Annotated in this window: 20 protein-coding genes; 13 read left to right on the forward strand and 7 right to left on the reverse strand. The window is 68.7% G+C overall.

Annotation, left to right across the window (positions count from 1 at the left end; all coding sequences use genetic code 11):
• Positions 1-2: 2 nt before the first annotated feature.
• From dhaK to AC0662_RS40255, 3 genes are all read right to left on the reverse strand, one after another.
• Positions 3-1007 (reverse strand): dihydroxyacetone kinase subunit DhaK, encoded by a 1005-nt coding sequence (gene dhaK / locus AC0662_RS40245; protein WP_452192925.1) that lies wholly within the window; start codon positions 1005-1007, stop codon positions 3-5.
• A gap of 45 nt (positions 1008-1052) precedes the next feature.
• Positions 1053-1850 carry an MFS transporter gene (locus AC0662_RS40250; protein ID WP_478307272.1) on the reverse strand — a complete coding sequence of 266 codons (798 nt, stop codon included), beginning with the start codon at positions 1848-1850 and terminating at the stop codon, positions 1053-1055.
• A 175-nt stretch (positions 1851-2025) separates the two neighbouring features.
• Positions 2026-2586, reverse strand: coding sequence for an RNA polymerase sigma factor (locus AC0662_RS40255; RefSeq protein WP_452192928.1), 561 nt, complete (start codon positions 2584-2586; stop codon positions 2026-2028).
• A gap of 61 nt (positions 2587-2647) precedes the next feature.
• Here AC0662_RS40255 and AC0662_RS40260 point away from each other — a divergent pair, with 61 nt between their 5' ends.
• Positions 2648-4267, forward strand: coding sequence for a serine/threonine-protein kinase (locus AC0662_RS40260; RefSeq protein WP_452192930.1), 1620 nt, complete (start codon positions 2648-2650; stop codon positions 4265-4267).
• Positions 4268-4399: 132 nt separating this feature from the next.
• Here AC0662_RS40260 and AC0662_RS40265 read toward each other — a convergent pair whose 3' ends face one another.
• Positions 4400-5539 carry an MFS transporter gene (locus AC0662_RS40265; protein WP_452192932.1) on the reverse strand — a complete coding sequence of 380 codons (1140 nt, stop codon included), beginning with the start codon at positions 5537-5539 and terminating at the stop codon, positions 4400-4402.
• 66 nt (positions 5540-5605) lie between these two features.
• Between AC0662_RS40265 and AC0662_RS40270 the strand changes: the two genes are divergently transcribed.
• Entirely contained in the window at positions 5606-6352 is a 747-nt protein-coding gene (locus AC0662_RS40270; RefSeq protein ID WP_452192934.1) for an ArsR/SmtB family transcription factor, read from the forward strand.
• Here the strand turns inward: AC0662_RS40270 and AC0662_RS40275 are convergent.
• Both AC0662_RS40275 and AC0662_RS40280 read right to left on the reverse strand, forming a co-directional pair.
• On the reverse strand, positions 6349-7056 hold the full coding sequence (locus AC0662_RS40275; RefSeq protein WP_452192936.1) for a hypothetical protein: 708 nt from the start codon (positions 7054-7056) through the stop codon (positions 6349-6351). The two genes, AC0662_RS40270 and AC0662_RS40275, sit on opposite strands and share 4 nt — an antisense overlap.
• Positions 7057-7144: 88 nt before the next feature.
• On the reverse strand, positions 7145-7864 hold the full coding sequence (locus AC0662_RS40280; protein ID WP_478307275.1) for a hypothetical protein: 720 nt from the start codon (positions 7862-7864) through the stop codon (positions 7145-7147).
• Positions 7865-8158: 294 nt separating this feature from the next.
• Between AC0662_RS40280 and AC0662_RS40285 the strand changes: the two genes are divergently transcribed.
• Genes AC0662_RS40285 through AC0662_RS40295 form a run of 3 tightly spaced genes read left to right on the forward strand, consistent with a single transcriptional unit; the run spans position 8159 to position 11198 of the window.
• A complete protein-coding gene (locus tag AC0662_RS40285) occupies positions 8159-9445 on the forward strand; it encodes an ABC transporter substrate-binding protein (protein WP_478307277.1) in 1287 nt (428 codons plus the stop codon).
• Positions 9442-10380, forward strand: coding sequence for a carbohydrate ABC transporter permease (locus tag AC0662_RS40290; RefSeq protein ID WP_452192942.1), 939 nt, complete (start codon positions 9442-9444; stop codon positions 10378-10380). Before AC0662_RS40285 ends, AC0662_RS40290 begins: the two co-directional genes overlap by 4 nt.
• Positions 10377-11198 carry a carbohydrate ABC transporter permease gene (locus AC0662_RS40295; protein ID WP_452192943.1) on the forward strand — a complete coding sequence of 274 codons (822 nt, stop codon included), beginning with the start codon at positions 10377-10379 and terminating at the stop codon, positions 11196-11198. Before AC0662_RS40290 ends, AC0662_RS40295 begins: the two co-directional genes overlap by 4 nt.
• Position 11199: 1 nt before the next feature.
• Here the strand turns inward: AC0662_RS40295 and AC0662_RS40300 are convergent, their stop codons facing one another.
• Complete coding sequence (locus tag AC0662_RS40300) at positions 11200-12636, reverse strand: family 43 glycosylhydrolase (RefSeq protein ID WP_452192945.1); 1437 nt, start codon at positions 12634-12636, stop codon at positions 11200-11202.
• A gap of 119 nt (positions 12637-12755) precedes the next feature.
• On the opposite strand from AC0662_RS40300, the gene AC0662_RS40305 reads away from it, so the two are divergent.
• From AC0662_RS40305 to AC0662_RS40340, 8 genes are all read left to right on the forward strand, one after another.
• Positions 12756-12977 (forward strand): hypothetical protein, encoded by a 222-nt coding sequence (locus tag AC0662_RS40305; RefSeq protein WP_452192946.1) that lies wholly within the window; start codon positions 12756-12758, stop codon positions 12975-12977.
• Positions 12978-13003: 26 nt separating this feature from the next.
• On the forward strand, positions 13004-15655 hold the full coding sequence (locus AC0662_RS40310) for a hypothetical protein (protein WP_478307280.1): 2652 nt from the start codon (positions 13004-13006) through the stop codon (positions 15653-15655).
• Between the two features lie 295 nt (positions 15656-15950).
• Positions 15951-16184: a hypothetical protein gene (locus AC0662_RS40315; protein WP_452192952.1), complete on the forward strand. Its 234-nt coding sequence runs from the start codon at positions 15951-15953 to the stop codon at positions 16182-16184.
• Positions 16185-16330: 146 nt separating this feature from the next.
• A complete protein-coding gene (locus AC0662_RS40320; protein ID WP_452192953.1) occupies positions 16331-17680 on the forward strand; it encodes an FGGY-family carbohydrate kinase in 1350 nt (449 codons plus the stop codon).
• A complete protein-coding gene (locus AC0662_RS40325) occupies positions 17677-18306 on the forward strand; it encodes a histidine phosphatase family protein (RefSeq protein WP_452192955.1) in 630 nt (209 codons plus the stop codon). The genes AC0662_RS40320 and AC0662_RS40325 overlap by 4 nt, the downstream gene beginning before the upstream one ends.
• On the forward strand, positions 18303-19103 hold the full coding sequence (locus AC0662_RS40330) for a DeoR/GlpR family DNA-binding transcription regulator (protein WP_452192957.1): 801 nt from the start codon (positions 18303-18305) through the stop codon (positions 19101-19103). Before AC0662_RS40325 ends, AC0662_RS40330 begins: the two co-directional genes overlap by 4 nt.
• Before the next feature lie 41 nt (positions 19104-19144).
• Positions 19145-20605 (forward strand): FGGY family carbohydrate kinase, encoded by a 1461-nt coding sequence (locus tag AC0662_RS40335; RefSeq protein ID WP_452192959.1) that lies wholly within the window; start codon positions 19145-19147, stop codon positions 20603-20605.
• Positions 20602-21621, forward strand: coding sequence for a 2-hydroxyacid dehydrogenase (locus tag AC0662_RS40340; protein ID WP_452192961.1), 1020 nt, complete (start codon positions 20602-20604; stop codon positions 21619-21621). The genes AC0662_RS40335 and AC0662_RS40340 overlap by 4 nt, the downstream gene beginning before the upstream one ends.
• Positions 21622-21641 lie beyond the last annotated feature (20 nt).

A 21641-nucleotide genomic window follows, 5' to 3' on the forward strand; every position in this document is an offset into this window, starting at 1 on the left:
GCTCAAGCGCCCCAGCGTAGGCCGGGGGTGTTGACCGGGGCGTCCCAGAGGCGTACCAGTTCGTCGTCGGCCTTCAGCAGGGTGACCGAGCAGCCGGCCATCTCCAGCGAAGTGATGTAGTTGCCGACCAGCGAGCGGGCCACGGTGATACCGGCCCGGTCGAGCAGCTGGGCGACCTCGTTGTACATCAGGTAGAGCTCGATCAGCGGCGTACCGCCCATGCCGTTCATGAAGGCGATCACCGAATCGCCTTGCTGGTAAGGCAGATCGGACACTACCGGGTCGACCAGCATGGCGGCGATCTCCCGCGCCGGCGCCAGCGGCAACCGTTGCCGGCCGGGCTCGCCGTGGATGCCGATCCCGACCTCCATCTCGTTCTCGGCCAGGTCGAACGTCGGCTTGCCCGCGGCCGGGACGGTGCACGACGTGAGCGCCATCCCCATGCTGCGGCCGTTGTCGTTGACCTTCTTCGCGAGGTCCGCGATCTCCTGCAGCGGGCGGCCCTCCTCGGCGGCCGCGCCGACGACCTTCTCCAGCAGGACCGTGACGCCGACCCCGCGGCGGCCGGCCGTGTACAGGCTGTCCTGGACCGCGACGTCGTCGTTGGTCACCACCGACAGCACTTCGGTACCGGCGTCGGCGGCGGCCAGCTCGGCGGCCATCTCGAAGTTCATCACGTCGCCGGTGTAGTTCTTCACGATGTGCAGTACGCCGGCGCCCGAGTCGACCGCCTTGGTCGCGGCCATCATCTGGTCCGGCACCGGGGAGGTGAACACCTCACCCGCGCAGGCCGCGTCCAGCATGCCCATCCCGACGAACCCACCATGCATCGGCTCGTGCCCCGAACCACCACCGGAGATCAGTCCTACCTTGCCCGGCCTCGGGGCGTCCTTGCGGTACACGATCCGGTTCTCCAGATCCACCCGCAACCGATCCGGATGCGCTGCTGCCATCCCCCGCAGCGCCTCACTCACGACATCACCAGGGTCGTTGATCAGCTTCTTCATACACCCCATCTGAGCACACACCAGACCGGAACGGGAGTCCCTTCCTCACGCGGCCGCCACCGGCTGCACCTCGGACAGCAACGGAATCGCCCGGATCGATCGGCTGACGGTGAGCGCGACGGCGCAGAGGGCGAGCAGCGCGCCAAAGAAGAGCAACGTCGGCCGTGCTCCGGCAGCCGTGAGCAGGACACCGGCCAGCAACGGCGCCAGCGGGTTGGTACTGGTCGCCAGGAAGCCGATGGCGCTCTGCGCCCGCCCCTGGAAGTTGTCCGGGGTGATCAGCATCTGGTAGCCGAACAGACCCGAGTTGAATGCGGGGAGCAACAGCAGCGCGGTGAACAGCAGCACGATCAGTACGGCGGGCTGCCGCGTGAACGCGGTGGCGGTGAACGTGAACGCCGTGATCCAGCTGCTGGTGATCGCCAGCCGCCCGGTCCCGAACCGGTCGAGCAGCTTGGGCGCGACGATCGAGCCGACGATGCCACCGACACCCATTCCGGTCTCGAGCAAACCGATGATCGACGCCGGCGTACCGGCCTGCTGGAGGTCGAGGACCAGGACCAGGAGGGTGCCGAGCGCGGCGAAGTTGATCCCGGTCGCGACCAGGGCGATGGTCAGCAGCGCCGGCTGCCGGACCAGCCAGGCCAGGCCGGACCGGATTGCCCGGAGCATCGGTTCGGGGGCTTCCCCGGCCGGCTGCGCGGGCGGGAGCGGCTTCCGGATCGTTGCGAGCAGCACGGTCATGACGAAGTACGAGACCGCGTCGACGGCGACCGGGACGATGCGGCCGATGTACGCCGTACCGACGAGACCTGCCTTCGCCGGGGAGCCGGTGATCGACATTCGCGATCAGGACGAAGACGAACGAGCTCATCGCTGAGCCGAAGCCGCTGACCGTCTGACCGATCAGCAGCTTGAGATAGTCGCCGTTGTGCAGGAGCCCCCGAGCCGACATAGCCGGGAGGCTATGGCGTCATCAGGTCCGGTGGCAGACCTGATGCAATGCAGGTTGATGCAATTAGTCCTTGGGACGGAGGAGCGGGCGGACGACCTCGCGGGCGTCGTGGATCCGGGACTTCACGGTGCCCAAAGGTGCACCGACCTCGGCGGCGATCTCCTCGTACGAGAGGCCGTAGACGTCGCGGAGGACCAGCGGGGTGACCATCTGAGGGCGGTCGCGCTCCAGGGTCTCCAGCGCCTCGAGGAGGTCCAGGCGGGTGCCGGCGATCACGCTGGTGGTGCGCGGGTCCGGCTTCTCCATCTGCTCCGGGTTGTGCGCGGCCTGCGCGGAGCGCTTCAGCTTGCGGTACGTCGAGCGCGCGGAGTTCGCCGCGACCGAGTGCACCCAGGTGGAGAAGCTGCTGCGTCCGGAGTACGTGTTGATCTTGGTGGCGATGTTCAGGAGCGCCTCCTGGGCCGCGTCCTCCGCGTCGGCGGAGTACGGCAGGACGCTGCGGCAGATCCGCAGGACGCGCGGATACACCTGCCTCAGCAGGTCCTCCATCGCGTTCTTGTCACCGGCCTGCGCCCGCTCCGCGAGGGTCGCAAGGTCGTCGGCCGGGCTGGTGCTCTCGCTCATCTGCGCCTTTGCTCTCGATCGGCCCCGGAGAGGGACACTCCAATGACCCATAATGCCCTGTATGGGGGTCCCAACCAGACTCGGTCGGTACGTCGTGCGCCGACGCCTGGGCGCAGGCGGTTTCGCTACGGTATGGCTCGCTCACGATGAGCAACTGGATGCCGAAGTGGCGATCAAGGTGCTCGCCGACAACTGGGGGCACGACGAGTCGGTCCGGCGGCGGTTCCTCGAGGAGGGCCGGTTCCTGCGCCGCGTCGAGTCCGAGCACGTGGTCCAGGTGCACGACGTCGGTGAACTGGAGGACGGGCGCCCTTTTCTGGTCCTCACGTACGCCGACCGCGGCACGCTGGCCGACCGGTTGAAACAGAAGCCGCTGCCGCTCGCCGAGGCGGTCGACGTGGTCGTCCAGGTCGGGCGAGGCCTGCAGGCGCTGCACCGGCGCGGCCTGCTGCACCGGGACGTCAAACCGGCGAACGTGCTGTTTCGCAGCACCGACGACGGCGAGCGTGCCGTCCTGTCCGACCTGGGCCTGGGCAAGTCGCTGGACGAGATCTCCCGGATCACGATGCCCGGCGGCACCCCGTCGTACGTCGCTCCGGAGCAGGCGCTCGGTGAGCGGCTGGACCAGCGCGCCGACCAGTACTCGCTCGGTGCCGTCGCGTACGCCGCTCTGACCGGGCGCTCCCCGCACCAGGTCGACGGTCTGGGCGCGGCGAGCCGGGTGAAGGTGGCGGCGCCGCCGAGTTCGCTCGGGTTCGTGCTGCCGGAGCCGGTCGACGCGGCGATCGTGCGGGCCCTGGACCCGGACCGGGAGAAGCGCTGGCCGGACGTCCAGACGTTCACTCGCCAGCTGGTCGGTGGACTCGACGAGACCACGCACGACTTCCCGCTGCGGCTCCGCGAGACGGTGACCGTTGCCTCGGCCGCCGCCGACACTGCTGACACCGCCGACACCGACGCCGCCGACGACGCTGACGACCTGGACGCGCGGACCGCGTTCAGCGACGAGAACCAGCCGACGGTCGTGAAGACCGCCGAGCCGTCGGAGGTCGTTGCCGCCGAGGCGGAGACTGTTGCCGTCGAGGCCGATGCTGCCCCGAAGTCCGATGCTGCCCCGAAGACCGACGTACCGGATGCTCCGCCTGCTGGAGCGGCGCCGAAGAAGCGGCGGGGGCTGTGGGTGGTCGCCGCGCTGCTGGCGCTGGTCGTCGGTGGCGGGGCCGGGTACGCCGGGCAGTGGTACCTGTCCGGTCGGCAGGCGATCGAGGTCTCGGAGGGCGACTTCTCGGTGACGCTGCCGCGGGCGTGGGCGCAGTCGATGGCGCAGACCAACTGGCAGGCACCCGGCGGTTCGGAGCAGGCGCCGGCGTTCCGGGTCAGCAAGGACGTCAACTGGTCGGAGCGGTCGCCGGGGGTCTTCGTCGGAGTGGCGGGCTCGAAGCTGGCGCTGCCGGACAGCAAGCAGTTCGGCTGCAAGGAGGGAGATCCCTTCCCTGGCAGCGTCAATGGCCGAACTGCAACGAGCCGATTGTCCACAGAATGCGCCGGGACGGATATGGTGCTGTTCGAACGGGTCGTCGATCACGGGGACGGCGGCTCGCTGCTCGTCCAGGTGATCGTGCCCGGGTCCGACGTCGATCGGGCCACGGAGATCGCCGATTCGGTGAAGTACTCCGACTGAGGATGTCCCCATGCGTTTTCCGACCGAACGGTTTCGGCCGTCGCCGGCGCTGCTCCAGTCCGCACGACGCAGGTTCTACCGGCTGCGCTCGACGATCTTCCGCACCATCTGGCCCGTCGACTGACGTCTCACTTATTCAACGGTCATCCAGGTGATGGCCAGACCCACGGTCCACAGGCCCGCGCCCAGCCACGCCAGCGTGTGTAGTCCGCTGACGAAGTCGGGGGAGTGACCCACGATCGCGCCGTACACGCCGATGCCCAGTGCACCGACGGCCTGGCGAGCGGTGTTGTTGACCCCGCTGGCGAATCCGGCTCGCTCCGACGGGAGAGCAGCGATGGCGGCGTGCACGACCGCAGCGGTCAGGAAGCCCATGCCGAGTCCTAGACACAGTTGCACCGGTACGACGGCTTGGTAGCCGCTCGTGTCGTGGACTGCGAGCAGACAAGCCGATCCGATCACGCCGAGGACCAGTCCGATCGACATGGGGAGCCGTGGGCCGTAGCGAGCGGTGATGCGGCCGGAGACCGGTCCCAGGACAGCTAGCGGCAGGAAGAGCGGGATGAGCTCCAGTCCGGCCCGGAACGCCTTCTGGGACAGGTGTTCCTGCAGATAGAGCGTCAGTACCAGGACAGTGCCGAGGCCGACGAAGTTCATCAGGCCGGCGACCACGTTGGCGCCGACGAAGTCCGCACCGATCCGCAGTCGCGGTTTAGCGCGCTGGTGGCTACTGCGCTTCGGTATGAGCCTCCAGGCCAGTGGGAGCGCGATAGCGATGATCGGAAGGTTGACGAGGAACACGGCTTGCCAGCCGAAGCCGCTGACCAGTGCGCCGCCCAACAGTGGCCCGGACGGCAGCGCCAGCGCCCCAGCGCCGGACCAGATGCCGACGGCACGGGCCCTTGCCGCGCTGTCGGCGTACAAGTCGGTGATGACGGCAAGAGTGCCTGGTAGCAGCAGTGCGGCGCCGACGCCTTGGACAGCGCGTGCCGCAACGAGTAGCCCGATGTTGGGCGCAGTACCGCACGCCAGTGAGGCAAAGCCGAAGACAGCCAGCCCGGCGAGTACTACGCGCCGATGGCCGATCCGGTCGCCCAGTGCCCCGAACACGAGCAGTAGACCGGCCAGAGTGATCACGTATGCCGCCACAACCCACTGCTGGCCGCTCAGACTGGTCGCCAGATCGATGCGGATCGTTGGCAGGGCCACGTTGACCACCGTCACGTCCAGCTGGATCAGGAAGATGCCGACACACAGCAACGCCAGGAGCATGCTTCCCAAGTTCCCACTCGGACAGTTCGGGCCACGTCGAAGTGTGCTGGTGCCAGCATGGGAGTCATGGACGGAGATGCCGATGTAGCCCGTGTCGCGGCGCTGATGGCCGAGCCGGCGCGGGCGAAGGTCCTGATGGCCCTGGCGGACGGTCGGGCGCTACCTGCGTCGTTACTGGCCTCTGAGGCCGGCGTGTCACCGCAGACTGTCAGTGCGCACCTGCGGAAGCTACTGGACGGCGGTCTGGTCGCGGTGGAGCGCTCCGGACGGCACAGGTACTACCGCCTCTCCGGCGCCGAAGTAGCCGCCGCTGTGGAAGCCCTGGCCCGCCTAGCCAAGCCCCAGCCGATCACGTCTCTCCGCCAGAGCACCCGAGCCGCAGCACTCCGCGAAGCCCGCACCTGCTACGACCACCTGGCAGGCCGCCTAGGCGTAGCGCTTCTGGAAGGCCTGGTACGCCGCGACGCCCTGACCCGCACCGACGGCGGCCGAGGCACCACCCGCCGCCCACAAGACCCGCTGGCCCAGCAACTCTCAGATGGCCCGTACGCCCTGGGCCCCAACGCTCCTGAGGTTCTGGCCGAGCTGGGAGTACACCTGCCCACCCAGCCACCCCGCCGCGACCTCCTGCGCTTCTGCGTCGACTGGAGCGAACAACGCCACCACCTCGCCGGCCACCTGGGAGCCTCCATCACCGACACCCTCCTGACCCGCAACTGGCTCCACCGCCGCCCCCACCACAGAGCCGTAATCCTCACGCCAGCAGGCCACAAAGGCCTGGCGCAGCTGGTCCCCGAGCTGCAGAAGCCTTAGATCGAGGAGTCGTCGCGCGTCGCCGACTCCGCGGCATGCTGCAAGATGTCCTCGAGGGCTTCCCGGTCCTGCGGCAGCCCGGTGACACCGATCTCGAAGGTGCACAAGCCGTCCGGATTCGCCACCCAGCGGATGATCACGTATCGGAGCGACTCTTCCGGCACGTAGGTGTAGACGAGCGTGGCTTCCTTCGTGTCCGGGTCCACGGTCGTCGACTTGATCGAGAGCATCTGGGCGGCCGGAATCGTTCCCAGGGCGACGAGCCTCGCTTGCATCGAGTCCGCCGGTGGGCGCCGGATGGTGAACCCGGCTTCCATCCGGATCCAGCGTTTCCCGGTGGGATCGGTGTAACGGCCGGTCTTCGGCGGATCAGGCTGGGTGAAGCTCCACGTTCTCGGCACGCGGACGTGCACGGTCGAGTGCACGACGCCGGTCACCTCGAAAGCGCGCGTCTTGTACTCGAGATCGTTGACATCCAGGGCCTTGGTCTTGTCCTCGACCACAGTCTTCGGTGGCGGCGTCGGAGTCGTCGGCGTGGACGGCGTACCCGGGGTGGACGTGGTCGGCAGTGGGGCTGCGGTGCCGGCGAGGCTGGGCTCGGCGGTGAGGAAGAGGCCCACGCCGTACCCACCGGCGCCACCGACCCCGGCCAAGGCCAGCAGGCCGCCGCCCAGAAACGCCCGCCGCGACACGCTCCGCACCACACCCCCACTTTCCACAGCTCTCCGTACTGAAGACCCCTGAGCCCCCTCTCAGGTTGCACTACACAGGTAACGATTCTGTGAAAGCCGCTCAGCTCACCTCGTGGACGGAGGTGGTGGCGTGTTGGAGGACTTCGGCGAGGCCGTCGGCGTCCTGGGGGAGGCCGGTGATGCTCATCTCGACCGTGGCGAGAGGGCTGTCGTTCATGGCGATCCAGCGGACGATCACGTAGCGGAGGGTCTCGCCGGGGATGTACGTGTAGATCAGGGTGGAGACGGTGCGGGGCTGGCCGTCGTCGCCGAGGATTTGTTCGTTGTCGGCTTCGCTGACGATGCGTACGTCGTTCTCGGGGGCCTGGGACTTCTTCAGGTCGACGACGAGTTTGGCGCGGTGGTCGGCCGGTGTCATGGTCGCCGGCTGGTCGGATTCCACGCGGACGGCGCGCTCCCGCAGCTTGTCGAGGAACTTCACCTCGCCCGGGGCCTTCGGGTCGCGGGTCTGCCGCCAGCCCTGGGGGATGTCGACGGCCAGCTGGACCGGTGAGAAGTCCTTCGGGTTGACCGTGAAGCTACGGCGGACGTACTCCAGGCCGGTCTCGAGCGGTTCGAGGTTGTTCGGGACCGGTGTCTTGACCGGGAGCGGCGTCTCCGACGGTGTCTCGGACGGCGACGGCGTGACCTGACCGAGAGGCCCCGCGGTCCCGGCTGCGCTGGGCGTGGGCGTGTCGAGGCGGTCGCCGGTGTAGTAGCCACCGCCGACGCCCAGCGCGAGAGCCAGCAGCAGGAGGCCGGCCAGGAGGACTCGTTTCACCTGCGCACCGGTCCGCAGGTGGACGTGACGGCACCGCCGGGCCGCGGTACGAGGTACGGCGTACCGGCCGGTCGAGGGCAGGCAGTCACGGGCACGGCGCCATCTTCTCAGGCGACCCAGGTCCGGGCCCAAAACCCCTGTGGACGGCTTTTCGCACTGCCCCGGACTGAATCCTTTCAACGAGGTCTTGACACCCTCCCGGGCCGTACGTAGCGTCCCGCGTGACGAAAGTAACACGATCTTGCGGTTACTTCACATTCTCAGCCGGTATCTCGGCGCTTCAGGGAGGCACCCATGGCACTCGATCGGTCTGTCAGCCGCAGGCGGCTCCTGCAGCTGCTCGGCGGCGCTACCGTCACCGCTGCCGCGTCCGGCACGTTGGCGGCCTGTGGCGGAGGCGGCGGTTCGTCGTCCGGCGGCACGCTCAAGGTGATCGGCGTCGGCGACCAGGAGGCTGCCCTGCGCAAGGTGCTCGACAGCTACAAGACATCGCACTCGGGTTTCGACTTCAACCTGTCCGTCGCGCCCACCGATCAGGTGCAGACCGCGCTGCGCACCCAGCTCGGCGGCGGCAACGCGCCCGACGTGCACGTCGTCTATCCCGGCAACGGCAGCGCGATGTCGATGGCCCAACTGGCCAAGGCCGGACTGCTCACCGACCTCAGCAGCCAGTCGTGGACGCAGAAGATCCCGAGCGGGTTCAAGGGCGCGTTCCAGAACGAGGGCAAGACCTACATGTTCGCGCCCGGCTCCAGCATGCTCGGCGCGATCTACAACAAGAAGGCGTTCGCCTCCGCCGGTGTCGAGCCGCCGACCACCTGGTCGGAGCTGCTGAGCGTCTGCGACAAGCTGAAGAAGAAGGGCATCGTCCCGATCGCGGTCGGCGCGCAGACCCCGTGGATCACCCAGCTGATCAACTACGCGCTGGTCCCCGCGACGGTCTACGCCAAGACCCCGGACTTCGACGACAAGATGGCCGCGGGTACGGCGTCCTTCGCGGACTCCGGGTGGGTCGACGCGATGACGAAGTACCTCGAACTGCAGAAGCGCGGGTTCTTCAACGACAACCCGAACGGGACGACGTACGAGCAGGCGACCTCGATGGTCGCGACCGGAAAAGCCGCGATGGCGGTCCAGGTGTCCGCGGTGCTGGCCGCGTTCCGGGCCGCGGCGCCGTCGCCGGACGACCTGTCGATGTTCCCGTTCCCGGCCACGGATGTGGTCGCGGACAACTGGATCCCGGCCGGCGTGGTGGTCGGGATCGCGGTCAGCGCGAAGGGCAAGAACGCCGACCAGGCGAAGGCGTTCCTCGAGTATTGCGGTCAGCAGGAGAACCTCAACGCGTGGGCCGGCGCCGTGTCCTGCGTGCCCTTGTACGGCGATGCGAAGGTCGACCCCGCGCTGACCTCGTTCCTCCCGTCGCTGAAGGCGAACAAGGCGGTCCCGTTCATGGACCAGCGCTGGCCGAACGCCGAAGTACAGCCGACGCACCTCGCCGTCGTCCAGCAACTGCTCGGCGGCAAGACGACAGTGCCGGACGCCCTGAAGAAGATGGACGACGCCTACAAGAAGAGCGCATGACGGCATCGGCGGTCGAGGTCCGGACGGACGCGGCGAAGCGGTCCCGGAGGCGGAGCGGGCGTGGCGGGATCGTGCCGCCGTGGTGGTTCGCGGTGCCGGCGATCCTGGTGTACGCGGCGGTGGTGCTGTATCCGAGCATCGCCGGCGCAGGGTCGGCGTTCACCGACTGGTCGGGGATCGGCAACGCGAAGGCGTTCGTCGGAGTCGACAACTTCAAGCAGCTGGTGCATGACGACCAGGCGCTCGGGGCACTCCGCAACACGCTGTTGCTGACGGTCGCGATCGTCGTGGTGCAGAACGGGCTCGGGTTGTTGCTGGCGCTCGGTGTGCACACGGGGATCAAGAGCCGGATGGCGTTGCGGCTGGTGTTCTTCGCGCCGGTGGTCGTGAGTCCGGTGATGGTGTCGTTCCTGTGGAAGTTCGTGTACAACCCGGCGCCGGACGCGGGACTGAACGCGGCGCTGGGTGCGGTCGGGCTCGGTTCGCTGCGGCAGGACTGGCTGGGGAACCCGTCGATCGCGTTGTGGTCGGTCGCGTTCACGGTGATCTGGCAGTGCGCGGGGTACTCGATGGTGATCTTCCTCGCCGGTCTCGAAGGCGTCCCGGCCGAGCTGCACGAGTCCGCGATGGTCGACGGCGCGGGAACGTTGGCGCGGTTCCGGCACATCACCTGGCCGTTGCTCGCGCCCGCGGTGACGATCAACGTGATGCTGTCGACGGTGGGCGGATTGACGTTGTTCACCCAGATCATCGCGATGACGAACGGCGGTCCGGGGTACGCGACGGACACGTTGTCGACAGTGCTGTACAAGCAGGCGTTCGTCTACGGGAAGTTCGGCTACAGTACGGCGGTCGCGCTCGTGCTCGCGCTGTTCGTCGCGGCGGTGTCGTTCCTGCAGATCGGGTACCTGAGGTCGAGGGAGACGACGGCATGAGATACCGCCCGCGGACGTTCGTGCTCGAGCTGGTGATGATCGCGGTCGCGGTCGGGTTCCTGTTCCCGGTGTACGTGCTGGTGACGCTGGCGTTCAAGGACCCGCAGCAGATCGCGAACCGGCCGCTGTCGTTGCCGTCGCCGCCGAGTGTGGCGAGCTTCGGTGAGGCGTGGCGGTCGGCCGGTCTCGGGTCGGCGTTGCTGAACAGCACGCTGATCACCGTCGCGAGCGTGCTGCTGCTGATCGCGCTCGGGTCGCTGGCGGCGTACTTCCTGGCCCGGACGGTGACGCGGCTGAGCTACAGCCTGTACATCCTGTTCCTGGTCGGGATCATCCTGCCGTTCCAGTTGGGGATGATCCCGCTGTACCAGCTCGTCGACAACCTGGGGCTGCTCGGGACGTACCAGGGCATGATCCTCTTCTACACCGGGATCCAGCTGCCGTTCACGGTCTTCCTGTACACCGGCTTCATCCGCTCGCTGCCCGCGGACTACACGAACGCGGCCCTGATCGACGGGGCGTCGCACCTGCAGGCGTTCGCCCACGTGATCTTCCCGCTGCTCCGGCCGATCACCGGGACGGTGCTGATCCTGAACGCCGTACAGATCTGGAACGACTTCTTCACCCCACTGCTGTACCTCGGCGGCTCGGGCCACGAGACCGTCCCGGTCCGGGTGTTCGCCTTCGTCAACCAGTACACGTCCAACTACGGCCTGGTCGCCGCCGGCCTGATCCTGGCCGCCCTCCCGATCCTCCTCCTCTTCCTCTTCCTCCAACGCTACGTAATCCGAGGCTTCGCCTCCGGCCTGAAGGGCTGAGCTAATAGGCCTCGATGCGGTCGAGGCTGATGACCGTGCTGCTTGACGCCGGGTTCTTGTCGCCGGTTACCCGGACCTTGAGGGTGTGGGGGCCGGCGGCGAGGGCCGGGCTGGTGTACATCAGGTGTTCGCCGACGCGGATCGAGCTGTAGTAGTCGATGCGTTGTTCGGGGCCGCCGTCGATGGAGATGGCGGCGATGCCGTTGCCGGTGTCGGCGACACTGAGGAGGGCTACGCGGGTGCCGGTGAACTTGATCGTGGCGGTCGCGTTCGTCTCGCCGCTCCAGTGGTCGTTGCCCCAGAAGCACTGGTTGCCGCAGCCGGATCCGGAGCTCCAGTTGCCGGCGTAGGTGACGGTGCTGTCGGTGTCGTTGATCCAGTAGTTCGACGAACCGGGGTCGCCCGACGGCAGGTTCTGGGTCGCGCCGGCGGCGAGTGGCCGCCCGAGGTTCGGCGTACCGTCGGCGTTCCAGGTGATCTTCTGGACGCGGGTGGTGCGGAACGAGTACGTGTAGGTGCTGGTGTTCTTCCCGTGGTACGCGATCCAGTCCTCGGTGCCGTCCGGGGACTTGAAGAACGAGTGGTGGCCGGGGCCCCAGACGCCGGTGTCGTCGTTGCGGGAGAAGATCGGTCCGGCGTGCTGCACCCAGTTCGCCGCGACCATCGGGTCCGCGCCGTTCGCGATGCTCTTCATCCACAACTGGTAGTCCGGCTTGCCGGTGTCGCAGGTGGAGTAGGTGAGGAACGTGCGCGTCGCGCCGTACAGCGGGGTCGGGCCCTCGCGGACCTCCGAGCAGCCGCCGTCCGCGGGGATCGCGACCCGGTCTCCTGTGGCGGTCCACGGGTTGCTCATCTTCACGATGTACAGCTGTGCCGGTCCGCCCTGGCCGCGGCCCGGGCCGGTCCAGACGAAGTACTGCTGGCCGTTGACCGTGATCGGCTCGCCGTCGATCGCGTACTCGCCGAAGTCCGCGATCTTCGCCTTGAAGCTGTACGGGCCGAGCGGGTCGTCGCCGGCCGACTCGAGCACGTACATCCGGTGGTTGGCGTCCACGCCGTCGGAGGCCGTGTAGTAGATGTACCAACGGTTCCCGACATGCCGGAACGCCGGCGCCCACATCTGGGTGTTGCGCGAGGTGTCCGAGTCCCGCCAGACCACCTGCTCCGGCTGCACGAGCAACGTGGCAAGACTCGAGGACGACCAGATCCCGATCCGGTCGCCGCGCGTGGTCGCGACGTAGTACTTGCCGTTGAAGAACATCAGCGACGGATCCGCGGACGGATTGATTGGGTTCCGGAAGGTCTGGGACGCCAAGGCGGTCTCCTGCTTCTCGACGGCTGGGGCGTTCGACGCCGAAACGCTGGTCAGCAGTACGGCGACCAACGCGCCGGTAAATGTGCTGGCCAACGTGGCGAGGACAGGGCGGAAGAACCTCATGGCTCACCTCTCGACACCGGGGGGCGGACCGGTCTCGCTTTCGGTTGTACCGTCCGTTTGCCATCGTTGTAAACCCTTCACACCGGAACCGAAACACCACCGCCGGCGTCGTACCGCGCATGAAGCTCAAGGTCCGCGTCGTGCACTACCGGCACGACTGCTGGTACGCCGACATCGACGACGCCGACGACCGGCAGCCCGACAACCCCTTCTGGTACGCCGACCGGTGCCGTACCCAGGCGGAGGCGATCGCGCTGGCGTGCACCGAGCTGGCCGCCCTCGACCGCGCGCTCGCGACCGGCACCGACCCGCATCGGATCAGCGAGATCCTGGCTGCTTGATCCCCCGGACCGGGCATCATAGGGCGATGCTCGGGGAATCGGACGGCACCACTGGCGACGCCACGATCGAGCAGATCGGCCGGCGCCGGACCTTCACCAACACACTCCAGCTCGCCGTCGTCCTCGCGATCGTCCAGGTGCCGATGCGCGCCGCGGTCCACGAGGCGGCCGGATCGGCCCTCGGCTGTGAAGTGCCCGGCCGGCTCTCGCTCCTCGTCGACGCGACGTTCGTGATGGCCTACGTGTACGCCGCGTTCCGCGCGTACAAGTACGTCAGGTTCGTCGATCGCCAGTCCTGGCAGCGGATCGCGGCCCTCGGGTTCGGGGTCGTCCTGGTCGCGGCCGTGCTCGACGTCGGCGAGGACCTCGTGCTGTGGAGCGACTTCGGCTCCGCCCCGTGCGCCGACCTCTCGGCGGGCTGGATCACCTGGCTGATGCGCGCGGTCTTCCTGGCCGGTGCCCTGATCCTCGCCGGCTGCCTGCTCGCGACGAGCCGCCGCGGCCAACGCAAGTGGTACGGCGTGGCGCCCGTACCGCCCGCGACGTTCCGCCGTGCGAAACGCGACCACCGCGATGCCGGACGCCTCGTCATCACCTGCTCCGGCGGCGGCATCCGTTCGGCGTCGTTCTGCCTCGGCGCATTGCAACTCCTTCGCGAGCGCGGCCTGTACGACAAGGCGTCGACCGTGATCGGTGTCAGTGGCGGCGGCTACATGGCCGCGGCCTTCCACGTACTGCGTCGTACCTGCGCCGACCCGTTCTCGCCGGGATCGCCGGAGCTGGCGCGGTTGCGCCGGCAGACCCGCTACCTGTTGTCGGGTGGGCGGGCGATGTTCCGCGCGGCCCTGTCGGTGCTCTTCGGGCTCGTCGTGAACCTCCTGCTGATCGGCATCATGCTGCGCGCGATCGCGTGGGTGCTGGGCTGGTTCCTCGCCGACCAGAAGGTCGTCGTCTCGCAGAGCTCCGAGATCCACGTCGACTGGCGTCCGAACGACTCGTGGTTCTTCGTCGGTCTGTCGGTGGCGCTGCTCGCGGTCAGCGCGCTGATGTTCCTCATCGAGAAGGTCTGGGACCGCTGGGCCCGGATGCCCGACATCGTCCGGTCGATCCTCACCACGATCGGCAACGTGACCCTTCGGTACGGCGTACCGGTCGCGGTCCTGTTGCTCGGTGTGCCGGGAGGCCTTTATCTGTTGGGGAAGATCCCCGGTGATTCCGCGGATTCGCCGAGTCTGCCGTCGGCGCTCCTGGCGTTGGTGGACCCAACGAAACAGGGCGTGGCGTCGTTCAGTGCGCTGGTCGTCGTCCTGATCGGGCTCGGTAAGACGGTGTGGAACGGCTTGATGGTCGAGGGGAAGGCCGCGACCGGGATGCGCGCGAAGCTGCTGGTGTTCGCCCGCACCAAGCTCGCGCCGTGGGCCGGCAGCGCGATCATCGTGGTCGCCGCGGTCATCGTGCTGCTCCGCTGGACGGGCGGGTACGCGACCGACACGACGTACCAGGAGGACTGGAACGTCGCGCTGGTGCTGGCGGCGATCGCGCTCGCGATCAAGGTGCTCACCGACGCGAACCGGACCTCGCTGCACTCGTTCTACCGGGAGCGGTTGTCGCGCGCGTTCCTGGTCACGCGCAAGGACAACGGCGCGGCGGTCGCGCTCGACTACCACCTGCGGCTGCGGTACTCGGACTGGGCGAACCCGGTCGACGGCGGCCCGCAGCTCGTCATCGCGGGCGTCGCGAACGTCGACGACCCGGACTTCGTGCCGACCCAGCGGGGCTGCGTGCCGTTCGTGTTCGACGCCCACCAGATCGGCATCGTCGGCGACCGGTCGCTGCCGGACGGCGGGCAGCGCCAGACGGCGGACTACGAGCGCGAGGCCGACGTACTGAAGCGTGAGGTGACGGTGCCGGCCGCGATGGCGATCAGCGGCGCCGCGCTCAGTCCGCTGACCGGGCGGGCGAACAGCCGGACCCGGCCGGTGCGGCTGTTGCTCGCCGTACTGAATGCGCGGCTGGGCGTCTGGCTGCCGAACCCGTACTGGAACAACCGCAGCGGTCCCGCCTTCCCGGAGCGTCACGGGTTCTTCCCGAAGCTCCGGCGGTACGTCGGCAGCGTGATCGACAAGCCCGGGCCGTACCGCCTGCTGCACGAGGCGGTCGGGTCGCCGTCGATGTACGAGCGCCGGATCTACGTGACCGACGGTGGTCACTACGACAACCTCGGACTGGTCGAGGCGCTCCGCCGCCGGCCGGCGCAGGTGATCGTCATCGACGCCTCGAACGACGTCGAGGACCGCTTCACCGCTCTCGCCGAGGCGACCGCGACGGCCCGGATGGACCACGGCATCGAGATCGACATCGACCCGTCCCCGATGATCCGCGGCAGCAAGCCGCGCGCGGACCGGGCCTGGGCCTACGGCATCGCGACCCATCCGGTGGAGGACGGCGAGGACAAGCCGTACAAGACCGAGATCTTCTTCGTGAAGGCCGTGCTGGCCGGCCACCTCGACTGGGACCTGGAGCAGTACTCCGTCGAGCACGCCGACTTCCCGCGCCGCACGACCGGCGACCAGTTCTACGACGAGTGGGACTTCGAGGCCTACCGCTCGCTGGGCTATGCGTTGACCGAGTCCCTCACCGACCACCATCGCGTCCAGGCCCGCCTCGACGACCTGTAACCCTGCGTATCCACAGAATTACCTGTGAATAAAGCGGTCCGGCTGTGGATATGTGGACGGTTGCTGTGGACAACTCTCCGCGATCTGTGGAGAAGGCAACTAAAGCGGGTGCCGATGCACGTGCAGTCCGCCAGGTGAGAGCACGCTTGCCGGGGGGTGGCTGCGGTGGTGAGATAAGTGGCCGTGTGCAGACCGAAACTTTACGAAGATTTGTTCGTGACGTTCGGCGCGCCAGGTCGTTGATCTGTCAGCAGTCGCGATCAGCGGATCGCTGGGGAATCCGAAGGGGCCGCTCGTGCACAAGTTCAACCCGCCACCCGACTGGCCGGAGCCGCCCAGCGCGAGCTGGCGACCGCCGGTCGGCTGGACACCGGACCCGACCTGGCCCGCCGCACCGGCCGGCTGGGGTTTCTGGACCAATCGCAGCGGCCGCCGCAGCAGCGGCCCGATCGGGGCGTACGGCGCCGTCGACGCAGGCCGGCTCGAACTGGCCACGATGGACCCGTCCCTGATCCTCATGCACTCCTGATCGCTGCAGTTCCAGCTCCCGGCTCCCGTTCGCTCACCGCGGACGGGAGCCGTTGTGTGTCCGGGTTCGGACCAGGGGTGGCGCGTTCTTATCGTTTTCTGGTGTTATGTTATCAACACAGATAACACTCACTTGGGAGGCGTTCAGTGGCCTGGATCGGTCTCGACCTCGGCACGCAAAGTGTGCGGGCCGTGCTGGCCGATGCCAAGGGCCGCGTTCTGGCCCGCGCAACGCGCCCGCTCGCGAGCCACCGCGACGGCGTCCGGCACGAGCAGGATCCCCAGTCCTGGCTGAGCGCCGTCGACGCGGTCCTGGCCGAGGTCGGCGCGGCCGGGCTCGAGGGCATCGCGATCTGCTCCACCTCCGGCACCTTCCTGCTGACCGACAGCACCGGCCGGCCCGTCACGCGAGCGCTGATGTACGACGACGCGCGCGCGGCCGCCCGTCGCGGTCAGATCGTGGACGCGGATCCGGATCGCTGGGCGACGAGCATGCAACCCACCTGGGCGCTGCCGAAGATCCTCGATCTGGTCGCCGACAGTGACGACCTCGCGGATCGCCGGGTCGCCCACAGCGCCGATTTCGTCGCGGCGCACCTGGTCGGCCATCCGGTCGCCACCGACACCAGCCACGCCCTCAAGACCGGCTACGACCTGATCGCCGAGTCCTGGCCGGCGGCGGCCTTCGACAAACTCGGCCTCCCGCTCACCCTGTTCCCGGACGTCGTACGGCCCGGCACCGAACTCGGCCGGACCCCCGAAGGCGTGCCCGTCTACGCCGGCATGACCGACGGCTGCGCCGCTCAGATCGCTGCCGGCGCTCTCGCACCCGGCGCCTGGAACTCGGTCCTCGGCACGACCCTCGTGCTCAAAGGCGTCAGCGCCGACCTGATCACCGACCCGACCGGTGCGGTCTACAGCCACCGTCACCCCGACGGCGGCTGGCTCCCCGGCGGAGCATCGAGCACCGGCGCCGGCGTACTGACCGAGCTTCTCCCCGGAGCCGACCTCGACGCTCTGGACGGGCTCGCGCACCCGATCGACGCGGTCACCTACCCGATCGCGAAGACCGGCGAGCGGTTCCCCTTCGTCGCGCCGCAGGCCGAGCGCTTCACCCTCGGCAGCACCCCCGACGACTTGCACACGTACGCCGCTGTTCTGCAAGGCGCCGCGTTCATCGAGCGACTCGCCTTCGAGCACCTCGAGACGCTCGGGGCCGACCCGGTGCGCTCGGTCTCACTGACCGGCGGCGCCACCCGGAGCGGTTACTGGAACCAGCTTCGCGCTGACGTTCTCGGCGTACCCGTGGAACTTCCCGCGGTACCGGACCCGGCGTACGGCATGGCTGTCCTGGCGGCGTCCGGCGGGACCGACCTGACCGGCACGGCGCAACGGATGGTTCGTGTCGACCGTGTCCTCGAGCCGGGCAACCGGCCACTTGATGATCTGTACGGCGAGTTCGTCGCCGAGCTCGACCGCAGGGGGTACCGGGGATGAAGACCACGATCGTTCTGGCTCGGCACGGCCGGACCGAATGGCATCACGGCAACCGGTACACCGGTTCCACGGACCTTCCGATCGACGAGGTCGGCGCACAGCAAGCGCAGCAGCTCAAGGACTGGGCGACCGACTATGCGCCCGACGTGCTCTGGGCGTCGCCGATGCTGCGGGCCCGGCAGACGATTACGCCGACCGCCGAGGCACTCGGTCTGACGCCGACGCTCGACGCGCGGCTGCGCGAGGTCGACTTCGGTTCGGCCGAGGGCAAGATGCTCGGCGAGATGCCGCCGGCGGTGGGCAAGGCGTTCGAGCTCGACCCGGTGCGGAACCACTTGCCGGGTGGCGAGGACCCGGTCGCCGCGGCCGATCGGGTCCATGAGGTCTTCGGTGAGATCGGCAAGCAGTACCAGGGGCAGAAGGTCCTCGTCGTCGCTCACAACACGCTCATCCGGCTGCTCGTGTGCAGGGTCCTCGGGCTGCGGTTGAACGACTACCGCAGACTGCTACCTGCACTCGGTCCCGCGGCACTGGTGCGTTTCCGTTGGCAGGACGGCACAGTGGGTCTCGAGGCGTACAACGTTCCACCCCTGATTCCTGCACTGCGTTTGGAGACCCTGGCATGACATCGGATGTCGACGGTGACACCACCGAACTGAGCCGTCCCGCGCGCCGGCAGGCCGAGATCGCGGCGTACGTCGTGAAGCACGGCTCGGTCTCGGCCAACGACCTGGTCGAAGCGTTCGGCGTGAGCGTGATGACCGTGCACCGCGACCTGGACGAGCTCGAACGCCAAGGCGTGGTCCGCAAGTACCGCGGCGGCGTCAGCGCGCAGCCGACCAGCGTGTTCGAGAGCAACGTCGCGTACCGGCTGAACACCGCGCACGCGGAGAAGGCCGCGATCGCCCGGCACGCGCGGGCGATGATCGAGCCCGGGATGTCGGTGATGCTCGACGACTCGACCAGCGCGCTGGCTCTGGTCGACCTGTTCGAGGACATCACCCCGTTGACCGTGGCAACGAACTTCCTGCCGGCCATCACCCGGTTGTCGCAGCTGCGCGACATCACGCTGCTGGCACTCGGCGGGATCTACTCGGCGACCCACGACTCGTTCGGCGGGATGCCGTGCGCGGGGGCCGTCGAGGCGCTGCACACCGACCTGCTGTTCTGCTCGGTGTCGGCGGTGTCGTCGACGCACGCGTTCCACCAGGAGGAGGAGATCGTCCTGGTGAAGCGGGCCATGCTGCGCTCGGCGAAGACCAAGGTGCTGCTGGTCGACCACGGCAAGCTGCAGCGCACCGCCCTGCACCGGCTGGCCCCGCTGACCGACTTCGACATCGTCGTCGTGGACGAGAAGACCCCGGAAGACCTGATCACCCCGCTGCGCGACCACGGCGTGACCGTGGAGGTCGCCAAACTCTGATCACTCGCCGAACTTCCGGCTCAGGACACTAGGAGGGGCGTATGGATGTTGGCGTCGACGTCGGTACCACGGTGACCAAGGCGGTCGCCTTCGACGACGCCGGCCGTCCGGTGGCGGTGGCCTCCCGGCCGACCCGGCTGGTCCGGCCGGCGAGCGGCCGGTTCGAGCATGACACCTCGGAGATCGTTGCGTCGGTCAACGAGGTGGTGAAGGAGCTGGCCGGCACGGTGGGGGACCGTCCAGGGGTGCTGGCGATCACCGCCCAGGGCGACGGCCTGTGGCTCGTCGACGCCGACGGTACGCCGGCCCGCCCGGCGATCTCGTGGCTGGACGCGCGAAGCAGCGCGATCCTCGAGCGCTGGACCACGGACGGGGTCGCGGAACACGTGTTCCGCCGTTCCGGAAACCGGATGTTCCCGGGCGCATCGGGGCCGCTGCTGGCCGCCGTACTCGCGGAGGAGCCCGACGTGATCGAGCGCTCCGGTACGGCGGCGTACTGCAAGGACGTCGTGATGCAGCAGCTCACGGGTGTCCGGGCGACCGATGTCTCGGACGCGTCGGCGCCGTTCCTCGATCCGCGCACCAACACGTACGACGACGCCGCGCTCGCCGCGACCGGTCTCGGTGAACTGCGTCATCTGCTCGCGCCGGTCGAGCCCGAAGGTCCCGTCGGCGAACTGCGGACCGACGCGACCGGCATGGCCCGCGGCACCAGAGTCTCCGCCGGCCCGTACGACCTCCCGGCCGCAGCCGCCGGCGCCGGTGTGACCGAGCCCGGCGACGCGCTCCTGACCGTCGGTACAACGTTGGCCTGCCAGGTCGTCACGCGTGAGCTCCCCGTCGACGGTGAACCCGCCGGCCTCTTCCTCGGGACGTGGACCCCGGGCGTCTGGCTCCGCGCGATGCCCGCCATGGTCGGTACGGCGGCCCTCGATCGCGTGCTCGCCCTCGTCGGCGTCAGCACCGATCAGCTACCGTCGCTGCTCGCGGACAGCCCACCCGGCGCATCTGGCGTCACCGTGCTGCCCTACCTCTCGGAAGCCGGCGAACGCGCGCCGTTCGTCGACACGCGCGCCCGCGGCACGATCGACGGCATCTCGCTGTCCACGACGACCGCCGACCTGGTCCGCGCGACCTGCGAAGGCATCGCGTACGCCGCTCGGCACTGCCTCGATGCAGCAGGGTGGACCGGCCGCGTGACGGTGTGTGGGGGTGGTGCGCGGAGCAGCGAGTGGACCCAAATCCTCGCTGACGTACTGAATGCGCCGCTGCACACCGCCGAGGCCGAGCAGGTTGCGGCGCGCGGAGCCGTGATCTGTGCGCGCCGTGCGGTCGACCCGGACAGCGCCGGCGCGGAGTGGATCGCGGAGACCCGCCAGGTCGACCCGGATCCGGAGCGCGCCGCGTTCTACGCCGAGGGATACGCCCACTACCTGCGCCGCATCGACGCGGCCCGCCCGCGCTGGTCCGACCCAGCACCTACTTTCCCAGGAGTTCGATGAGAACCGTCAAGACCCTGCTCGCCGGCGATCACTTTGTCCGCAACGATCTGCTGGCCGCGGCCCTCGGCACGATCCCGGACGTCGGGTTCGAGTTCCGCGAGCTGACGCTGCCCTGGCCGCTGACGCCGTACGGGCGCGTTGCCGAGGTGGACGAGGCCAGTGACGTGGAGGACCAGCTGATCGAGGCGCTGGCCGGGGTCGAGCTCGCGGTCACCCAGATGGGCCCGTTCACCGAGCGAGTGCTGGACGCGGCGCCCGACCTGCGTTTCCTGGTCGTCTGTCGCGGCGGTCCGGTGAACGTGAACGTGGCGGCCGCTGCGAAGCGCGGGATCGCCGTCGCGTCGACGCCGGGCCGGAACGCGGTCGCGGCTGCCGAGCACGCGATCGCGCTGATGATGGGGGCCCTGCGCAACCTTCCGCGACTGCAGAAGACCCTCGAGCAGGGCGAGTGGCGCTCCGATCTCTACGCGTACAACGAGTGCGGCGTCGAGCTCGACGGCTCGACAGTCGGCCTGATCGGGTACGGCGCGATCGGGCAGCGCGTCGCTCGGGTCCTGCTCGCCTTCGGCGCCCGGGTGTTGGTCGCCGACCCGTTCGTCGATCAGGCCCCGGACGGCATCGAGCTCGTCGAACTGGACGAACTGCTGCGGCGCTCGGACGTGGTGAGTCTGCACGCGCGACTCACCGACCAGACCCGCGGAATGATCGGTGCCGAACAGATCGCGTCGATGCCACGTGGCGCCGTACTCGTGAACACCGCGCGCGGCGGGTTGCTCGATTACGACGCGACGGTGGGCGCGCTGGAGTCCGGGCAGCTCGGGGCCGCGGCGTTCGACGTGTTCCCGGCCGAGCCGCTGCCGACGGGCTCGAGGCTGCTGACCGCTCCAAACATCGTGATGACGCCGCACCTGGCCGGCGCCACCCGCCAGACCGCGCACCGGGCCGGCTCGATCGCCGCCGAAGCCGTCGCCGCGTTCCTCAACGGAAAGGACCCCGTAGGACTGGTGTCCGCGTAAGCCGGGCATCGGACTCGAAT

It is taken from the genome of Kribbella sp. NPDC043289 (assembly GCF_056436705.1).